Origin of the sequence: Agrococcus sp. HG114 (assembly GCF_024723325.1) — a bacterium.
Classification (GTDB): Bacteria; Actinomycetota; Actinomycetes; order Actinomycetales; family Microbacteriaceae; genus Agrococcus.
This window is the reverse complement of sequence record NZ_JANQCH010000012.1, coordinates 24,493-32,565: the sequence shown is the minus strand read 5'-3', so window position 1 is coordinate 32,565 and position 8,073 is coordinate 24,493. Positions and strand designations below refer to the sequence as shown.

Sequence of the window (8,073 nt, the reverse complement as noted above, 5' to 3'; positions counted from 1 at the left end):
GGCTGCGGCTGCGGCTGCGGCCGGCCGGTGGGCCACGGTCGCGGCTGCTGCGCCGACGGCCACGGCTGGGCCTGCGGGCGCGGTGCGGGCATCAGGCCGTCCTGCACCGCCGGGGCGGTCTCGAGCACCGCGTGGCGCGTGAGCGACGCCGCCCACGACTCCGACGCATCCCGGTCGATCGCGACCTTGATCGACCGCATCGCGTGCTCGAACAGCACGGCGGCGTCGCCCTGGTCGATCGCGCCGATGCCCGGCGAGAGCACGGTGTCGGGCACGTGGAACCGCACGCGCGCGAGCCGTGCGAGGCCGTAGACCGGGCCCTGCTGCAGCGCGACCGACTGCACGCGCGCCTGCGGCACGATCTGGAGCGAGCGCCAGATGCGGCCGTGCCGCAGGACGAACGCGGCCGGGTGCACGTGGAAGCCGTTGCGGCGCACCGAGAACCAGCGGAAGGCCCGCGCCCGGGGCGGGCTCACTGCGAACGCGTCGGGCGCCTGGCCGAAGAGGCCCTGGTCGATGAGCGGCGAGTGCGCGAGCTCGGGCAGCACGAGCCCGATCACTGTGCGCACGTCGCGCACGTCGCCGATCGGCAGCAGGAAGCTCGCCATCTGGGCGCTCTGGCCCTGCCCCGATGCGTCGGGCTTCACCTTGCCCGCGCGTGTGAAGGTCACCTGCCACCAGCCGAACGGCCGCCACAGCAGGGGCTGCTTGATCTGCAGCGCGAAGATGCGGCCGGGCGGGATGATCTCGGTGGTCGTCGACGCCAGGCCGTAGGCGAGCCGGATGCCGTCGGGCGTCGCCGCGATCGAGTAGCGCAGCTTCGAGCCGAGCGAGCGCACCGCCGCGGCGAAGAACGCGATCGCGCCCGGCAGCAGCGCGAACACCGCCCAGTACTGCTGGAAGACGACGATGACGACGAGGGTCGCGACGAAGTACGCGAGCGCCCACACGATGCCGCCGTCGAGGAGCGAGGAGCCCACGATCCGCCCGACGGGGATGCGCACGAGCGAGCCGGGCGCGAGGTGGGCGATCTCGGCGTCCGGGCGCAGGAGCTCGTCGACGACCCCGCCGCCCGAGCGGCGCTGCGCGGCGAGCCGCTCGGCGTCGGCCGCCGACCTGCCCGACGCGCGGTCCATGATCTCGTACCGCAGCGCATCCGCCACCGACGAGCTCAGGTAGTTGAGGTCGACGTTCGAGTCGTTGCCGGCCTGCTGGATCTCGAACTTGCACGCGCCGAGCAGGCGCGCGAACCACGGCTTCTGGATGTTGATCGCCTGGATGCGCGCGAGCGGCGCCCGCCGGTGCTTCTTGACGAGGATGCCCTGCTCGACCTCCACCGCGTCGCCCGTGATGCGGAAGCGGTGCACCCGCCACGCCGCCCAGAACAGCAGGACCGCGAGCGCGACGACCACGACGATGCCGAGCAGCACCCACAGCAGCTGGTCGACGATGAACTGCCCGAACGGGTCGTCGTCCCACTCGGGATCCCACTCGGCCGGCACGAACATGGCGATGAGCCGGTCGCGGAACGTCGACACCACGATGCCGAGGAAGATGAGGAGCGCGAGCCCGCCGCGCAGCAGCGGGGTCGCGGGATGCAGGCGGTGCCACTCGCCGTCGACGAGCTCGACCGCCCTGCGGTGCGCCTCCTGTGCGGCCGAGGGGCCGGATGCGCCGGGCACCGGTGCGGACGCCCCGGGCACGGGAGCCTGCGGAAGCGTCACAGCCCCGCCCGGCGGGACTCCGAGACGGCGACGAGGTGGTCGCGCAGCTCCTCGGCGGTCGAGCCCGGCATGCCGGGGATCGTGATCGCGCTCGACGCCGCGGCGGTCACGAACTTCAGGGTCTTGAGGCCGAACATCCGCTCGATCGGGCCCTGGGTGATGTCGACGATCTGCATGCGGCCGTAGGGGACCGCGACGAAGCGCCGGAACAGCATGCCGCGCCGCACGAGGAGGTCGTCGGGCCGCTGGAGGTAGCCGATCGTGCGCGTGCGCAGGAACGCCCAGACGACGCCGACGGCCGCGAGCACGCCTGCGACGACGAGCGGCAGCCAGCCCCACGCGGGCATCGCCATGTCGTTCGCGAACCAGATGGGCACGGTCGCCCCGACGCCGATGACCGCCCAGCCGATCACCGCGCCGATCGAGTCGACGACGGCGTAGCGCATGCTGATGCGCTGCCAGCCGCCCGGGATGTCAAGGCGCTCGGGCACGGTCCCTCCACTTCCACCGGCCAGCGGTCGAGCCAGCCGCCGACAGGCTATCCGCCCGGCCCTCGGCGGCGGGTCTGGGATACTCGCACGGTGACGATCGAGACTCCGGAGCGCAAGCGGCACGTGGGCCGATGGATCGGGATCGGCGTCGTCGGCGTCGTCGTGCTGGCGCTGCTGGCGGCGATCGGCTGGTACTTCCTGCGGATCCAGCCCTCCGTGGAGCAGGTCGAGACGATCGAGACCGCGTTCCCCGAGGAGTCGCTGCGGCCGACCGTCGAGCCGACCGAGGGGGCCGCGCCGATCAACGTGCTGCTGCTCGGCAGCGACGCGCGGGCGACGGACGGCTCGCTGCTCACGAGCCTCGGCGACCGCGCCGACACCATCCTCGTCGCGCACATCCCGCCGGATCGCGAGACGGTGCAGATCATGTCGATCATGCGCGACTCGTGGGTCGAGGTGCCCGGCCACGCGGGCATGCGCAAGGTCAACTCGGCGCTCGCGCTCGGCGGCGTGCCGCTGATGGTGCAGACGGTCGAGGGCATCATCGACCAGCGCATCGACCACGTCGCGGTCATCGACTTCGAGGGCTTCAAGGAGCTCACGACCGCGCTCGGCGGCGTCACGCTCGACAACGACATCGCGTTCACGGAGGGCGAGCACTCGTTCCCCGCGGGCGAGATCGCCGTCGCCGGCGAGGAGGCCCTCGCGTACGTGCGGGCCCGCTACCCCTTCAGCGACGGCGACTACCAGCGCACGCACAACCAGCGGGCGCTGCTGCGCGGCGCGATCGAGCAGCTCATGACGCGCGAGAACCTCACGAACCCCGATCGCCTCGCGACCATCTTCGCGACGGTGTCCCCGCACCTCGCGATGAGCGACACCGTCTCGCTGCCGGTCGCGATCGAGCTCGCGACGCAGATGGCGCAGCTCGACTCGTCGCGCGTGCAGACCTTCACGATGCCGACGCTCGGCACCGGCATGGAGGGCTCCGAGTCGGTCGTCTACGTCAACTGGGACGGCGTCGAGCAGATCCGCGCCGCGTTCGACGAGGAGTCGATGACGAGCTTCAGCCCCGCACCGGAGCGCTAGGCCGGCTCGGGGGCGGATGCGCCCGGCGCCGTCTCGTCGTCGTCCGGCGGCAGCACGCACCACAGCTCCGCGAGCAGGCCGGCGGCGAGCTGCAGGAGGGCGCCGACCGTCACGACCGAGAGCGCGAGCAGCGCCTGGTCGGCGACGACCGAGCGCGTCGCGAAGAAGCCGATCGCGCCGAGCGCGAAGCCGGCGACGAGCGCCCCGACGGTCGACGAGGCCTTCGCGAAGCCGAGCACGCTCGTCGCGTGCCGGTAGTCGATGCGGCGCTTGCGCTGCGCCGCCTGGCGCACGGGCCACGCGACGAGCAGGAGCACACCGCCGAGGATCGCGAGCGCCGGGCCGAGCGTGAGCGGCGGCACGAGCGCGGCGCGCCCGGTCATCACGAGCATCGCCTCGAGCAGCCAGCCCACGAGCCCCGCGGCGATCACGAGCCCGGCGATCGCGAGCGAGCTCGTGCGCCTCACGGCAGCTTCCAGGCGTCGCCGTGCGCGTACTCGGCGAGCTCGGCGATCGGGCCGTGGCCCGGCAGCGACGCGTGCGGGTCGACCTCGAGCCACGGCTGCAGCACGAACTGCCGCTCGTGCGCGCGCGGGTGCGGCAGCACGAGCCGGTCCTCGGCGTGCTCCATGTCGCCGATCGCGACGATGTCGATGTCGATCGTGCGGCTCCCCCACCGCACCGAGCGCTCGCGGCCGAGCGCAGCCTCGACCGCCTGCACGGCGTCGAGCAGGTCGACCGGCTCGAGCGTCGTCGCGACGAGCACGACGATGTTGACGTAGTCGGGCGAGAGCCCCTCGCCGTCGGGGTGCCACGACGGCGACTCCCACGCGCTCGAGCGAGCGGTGACGCGGATGCCGTCGATCGCGTCGAGGGCGCGCACTGCCGCGTCGATGGTCGCGACGCGGTCGCCGAGGTTCGCGCCGAGCGAGAGCACGGCGCGGCGCTCGAGCGCGAACCTCATCGCGGCTCCCTGCCCCGGTGCACCCTCACGGCGACGTCGCCGAACGGCACGGCGATGGGCGCGGCGGGCTTGTGCACCGTCACCGACGCGTGCTCGACGCGCGGGTCGGCGAGGCACGCGCGCGCGATGCGGTCGGCGAGCGTCTCGATGAGGTCGACGGGGTCGCGCTCGACCGCGGCGACGATCGCCTCGGCGAGCTCGCCGTAGTGCACCGTCTGCGCGACGTCGTCGCTCGCGACGGCAGCCGCGAGATCGAGCGACAGCGCCGCGTCGACGACGAACTCCTGGCCGTCGCGGCGCTCCTCGGGCAGCACCCCGTGGAAGCCGCGCGCCCGGATGCCGGTCAGCTCGATGGATCCGTGGAGGCCGGGAGCCGACGGGACGGCGCCCGTGCCGACGTCGGGCGACCGCCCATCGGCCCGGTCGGAGCGCGAGCGGGCCGCGTGCGCCGTCGCCCCGAGCACCCGCAGCGCCGACACGGTCGAGGCGACGTCGTGCACGCGCACCGCCGCCGCTCCTGCCTGCGCCGCGAGCAGCGAGGTCGCGGCGGTCGCCGCGTCGCGCTCGGCCGCGTCCGCGCCCTCGGGCAGCAGCGTGCCGAGGAACCGCTTGCGGCTCGTGCCCACGAGCACCGGGAAGCCGAGCCGCTGGACGCTCGGCAGCCCGGCGAGCAGCCGCCAGTTGTCGTCCGGCTCCTTGGAGAACCCGTAGCCGGGGTCGACGATGATGCGCTCCCGCGCGATGCCGGCCGCGACCGCCGCCGCGACGCGCTCCTCGAGGTGCTGCACGACCTCCGCGACCACGTCGTCGTAGTGGGTGTCGTGGGTGACGTCGATGCCGCGCGAGTGCATGAGCACGATGCGCGCGCCGCTCTCGGCGACCGCCCGCAGCATCGCGGGGTCGTGCTCACCGGCGGTGACGTCGTTCACGATCTCCGCGCCCGCGGCGACGACCGCGCTGGCGGTCGAGGCGTGGATGGTGTCGACGGAGACGCGGATGCCCTCGCGCACGAGCGCGGACACGACCGGGAGGATGCGCTCGCGCTCCTCGGCCGGGTCGAGCGGCTCGGCGCCCGGCCGCGTCGACTCGCCGCCGATGTCGATCACGTCGGCGCCCTGCGCGCGCATCCGCCGGGCGTGCGCGATCGCGGCCCCCGGGTCGACGTAGCGGCCGCCGTCGCTGAACGAGTCGGGCGTGACGTTGAGGATGCCCCACACCTCGGTCATCGGTTACCTCCGCTCCCCGATCAGCGCCATGATCTCAGCCCGCTCGATCGGCTCGGCGAGCTGCCCGCGGCTCGCGACCGTGACCGTCGACGACTTGACCTGCCGCGACCCGCGCGCGCCGACGCATCCGTGCACCGCGTCGACCACGACGAGCACGCCGCGCGGCTCGAGCCCCGCGACGAGCGCGTCGGCGATCTCATCGGTGAGCCGCTCCTGGATCTGGGGGCGCGACGCGATCGTCTCGACGACGCGCGGGATCCGGCCGAGACCGACGATGCGGTCGCCGGGCAGGTAGGCGACGTGCGCGATGCCGGTGAACGGCAGCAGGTGGTGCTCGCACATCGAGCGGAACTCGATGTCGCGCAGCAGCACGAGCTCGCCCCGCTCGCCAGCGAGCTCGCCGGGGTCGAGGTGGGCGGATGCGTCCTGGCCGACGCCGGAGAAGTAGTCGGCGTAGGCCTCGGCGACGCGCCGCGGCGTCTCGCGCAGCCCCGGGCGCGCCGGGTCGTCGCCGATCGCCGCGAGCAGCTCGCGGACGGCCGCGGCGACGCGCTCGCGATCGACGGCCATCAGGTGGCGGGCTCGGTCGCGACGTCGGGCTCGACGACCTCGTCGACGTGCTGCGACACGGGCAGCTCGATCGGCGGCCGGTCGCTGACCGGGCGGTCCGGGTGCGAGAGCCACTGCGGGCGCTCGGGCAGCTTCTCGACGTCGGCGAAGATCTCCGCGAGCCGGAGGTGGTCGAGCGTCTCGTTCTCGAGCAGCTCGCCCGCGAGCCGGTCGAGCACGTCGCGGTTCTTGTTGAGCACCTGCCACGCCTCGGTGTGGGCCTGCTCGATGAGGGCGCGCACCTCGCGGTCGACGGCCTCCGAGAGCGACGGCGAGTAGTCGCGGCCGCCGCCCATGTCGCGGCCGAAGAACGCCTCCGACTGGTTGCTGCCGAGCTTGACGGCGCCGATCGCGCTCGTCATGCCGTACTCGGTGACCATCTTGCGGGCGATGCCGGTCGCCTTCTCGATGTCGTTGCCGGCACCCGTGGTCGGGTCGTGGAAGACGATCTCCTCAGCGACGCGACCGCCCATCGCGTAGGTGAGCTGGTCGAGCAGCTCGTTGCGGGTCACGGAGTACTTGTCGTTCACCGGCAGCACCATCGTGTAGCCGAGCGCCCGCCCGCGCGGGAGGATCGTCACCTTCGTGACGGGATCCGAGTGCCGCATCGCCGCCGCCGCGAGCGCATGGCCGCCCTCGTGGTACGCGGTGATGAGCCGCTCCTTGTCGTTCATCACGCGCGTGCGGCGCTGCGGGCCGGCCATGACGCGGTCGACGGCCTCGTCGAGGGCCTCGTCGGTGATGAGGGTCGCGTCGTTGCGGGCGGTCAGGAGCGCGGCCTCGTTGAGCACGTTCGCGAGGTCGGCGCCCGTGAAGCCCGGCGTCTTGCGCGCGAGCACCGACAGGTCGACGCCCTCGGCGATCGGCTTGCCCTTCGCGTGCACGCGCAGGATCGTCTCGCGGCCCTTCATGTCCGGCGCGTCCACGCCGATCTGGCGGTCGAAGCGGCCCGGGCGCAGCAGCGCCGGGTCGAGGATGTCGGGGCGGTTCGTCGCGGCGATGAGGATGATGTTCGTCTTGACGTCGAAGCCGTCCATCTCGACGAGCAGCTGGTTGAGCGTCTGCTCGCGCTCGTCGTGGCCGCCGCCGAGGCCCGCGCCGCGCTGGCGCCCGACCGCGTCGATCTCGTCGACGAAGATGATCGCGGGGGCGTTCTCCTTCGCCTGCTCGAACAGGTCGCGCACGCGGCTCGCGCCGACGCCGACGAACATCTCGACGAAGTCGGAGCCGGAGATCGAGTAGAACGGCACGCCCGCCTCACCGGCGACGGCGCGCGCGAGCAGGGTCTTGCCGGTGCCGGGAGGGCCGTACAGCAGCACGCCCTTGGGGATGCGGGCGCCGACCGCCTGGAACTTCGACGGGTCCTGCAGGAACTCCTTGATCTCGCCGAGCTCCTCGACCGCCTCGTCGGCGCCCGCGACATCCGAGAACTTCACCTGCGGCATGTCCTTGCTGATGAGCTGCGCCTTCGACTTGCCGAACTGCATCACGCCGCGGTTGCCGCCCGAGAGCCGGGTCATGAAGAAGTAGAAGAGCGCGCCGAGCAGCAGCACCGGCAGCAGGATGCTCATGAGCGACAGCAGCCAGTTCGCCTGCGGCACCTCGTCGATGAAGCCGTTCTCGGGGTCGGCCTCGGTGATGGCGTCGACCACCTCGGCGCCGCGCGGCTCGACGTAGTAGAACTGCACGCGCTGGCCGTACTCCTCGTGCGGCTCGGTGAGCGTGAGGTCCACCCGCTGCTCCCCGTCGACGATGCGGGCCTGCGCGACCTCCCCGTCCTCGATGAGCTGGAGGCCGACATCCGTCTGCACGGGCCGGAACTGCGGCGTCATGAAGAAGCTGAACGCGAGACCCACGATGAGGAAGGCCAGGACGATCCATGGGATCGGTCCTCGAAGGAACTTCTTGAAGCCCTTGTCATCGCTCTGGGTCGCCATTCGCCCAGGCTATCGCCGCCGGACGAGCGTCCG

The 8,073-nt window shown here is 72.7% G+C and carries 8 protein-coding genes; 1 reads left to right on the top strand and 7 read right to left on the bottom strand.

The genetic code is table 11. The features are described from left to right. Both NWP09_RS02725 and NWP09_RS02720 read right to left on the bottom strand, forming a co-directional pair. On the bottom strand, window positions 1-1,703 hold a 1,703-nt coding region (locus tag NWP09_RS02725; protein ID WP_258274011.1), incomplete at its 3' end, for a PH domain-containing protein. A gap of 17 nt (window positions 1,704-1,720) precedes the next feature. Continuing rightward, complete coding sequence (locus tag NWP09_RS02720; RefSeq protein WP_258274010.1) at window positions 1,721-2,215, bottom strand: PH domain-containing protein; 495 nt, start codon at window positions 2,213-2,215, stop codon at window positions 1,721-1,723. Window positions 2,216-2,305: 90 nt separating this feature from the next. Between NWP09_RS02720 and NWP09_RS02715 the strand changes: the two genes are divergently transcribed. Next, the gene (locus tag NWP09_RS02715; protein ID WP_258274009.1) at window positions 2,306-3,304 is read left to right on the top strand and encodes an LCP family protein; all 999 of its coding nucleotides are present in this window, start codon (window positions 2,306-2,308) and stop codon (window positions 3,302-3,304) included. On the opposite strand, the gene NWP09_RS02710 is transcribed toward NWP09_RS02715, so the two are convergent. Genes NWP09_RS02710 through ftsH form a run of 5 tightly spaced genes read right to left on the bottom strand, consistent with a single transcriptional unit; the run spans window position 3,301 to window position 8,040 of the window. Continuing rightward, the gene (locus tag NWP09_RS02710; RefSeq protein ID WP_258274008.1) at window positions 3,301-3,771 is read right to left on the bottom strand and encodes a DUF3180 domain-containing protein; all 471 of its coding nucleotides are present in this window, start codon (window positions 3,769-3,771) and stop codon (window positions 3,301-3,303) included. The two genes, NWP09_RS02715 and NWP09_RS02710, sit on opposite strands and share 4 nt — an antisense overlap. Further along, on the bottom strand, window positions 3,768-4,268 hold the full coding sequence (folK, locus tag NWP09_RS02705) for a 2-amino-4-hydroxy-6-hydroxymethyldihydropteridine diphosphokinase (protein ID WP_258274007.1): 501 nt from the start codon (window positions 4,266-4,268) through the stop codon (window positions 3,768-3,770). The genes NWP09_RS02710 and folK overlap by 4 nt, the downstream gene beginning before the upstream one ends. Further along, the gene (folP, locus tag NWP09_RS02700) at window positions 4,265-5,494 is read right to left on the bottom strand and encodes a dihydropteroate synthase (protein WP_258274006.1); all 1,230 of its coding nucleotides are present in this window, start codon (window positions 5,492-5,494) and stop codon (window positions 4,265-4,267) included. Before folP ends, folK begins: the two co-directional genes overlap by 4 nt. 3 nt (window positions 5,495-5,497) lie before the next feature. Next, the gene (gene folE, locus NWP09_RS02695) at window positions 5,498-6,064 is read right to left on the bottom strand and encodes a GTP cyclohydrolase I FolE (RefSeq protein WP_258274005.1); all 567 of its coding nucleotides are present in this window, start codon (window positions 6,062-6,064) and stop codon (window positions 5,498-5,500) included. Beyond that, the gene (ftsH, locus tag NWP09_RS02690) at window positions 6,064-8,040 is read right to left on the bottom strand and encodes an ATP-dependent zinc metalloprotease FtsH (RefSeq protein WP_258274004.1); all 1,977 of its coding nucleotides are present in this window, start codon (window positions 8,038-8,040) and stop codon (window positions 6,064-6,066) included. The genes folE and ftsH overlap by 1 nt, the downstream gene beginning before the upstream one ends. Window positions 8,041-8,073: the final 33 nt, after the last annotated feature.

What these genes read in the sequence shown, in the direction of transcription:
- folK (WP_258274007.1), bottom strand. Translation starts at nt 4,268, where the DNA reads ATGAGGTTCGCGCTCGAGCGCCGCGCCGTGCTCTCGCTCGGCGCGAAC.
- folP (WP_258274006.1), bottom strand. Translation starts at nt 5,494, where the DNA reads ATGACCGAGGTGTGGGGCATCCTCAACGTCACGCCCGACTCGTTCAGC.
- ftsH (WP_258274004.1), bottom strand. Translation starts at nt 8,040, where the DNA reads ATGGCGACCCAGAGCGATGACAAGGGCTTCAAGAAGTTCCTTCGAGGA.
- folE (WP_258274005.1), bottom strand. Translation starts at nt 6,064, where the DNA reads ATGGCCGTCGATCGCGAGCGCGTCGCCGCGGCCGTCCGCGAGCTGCTC.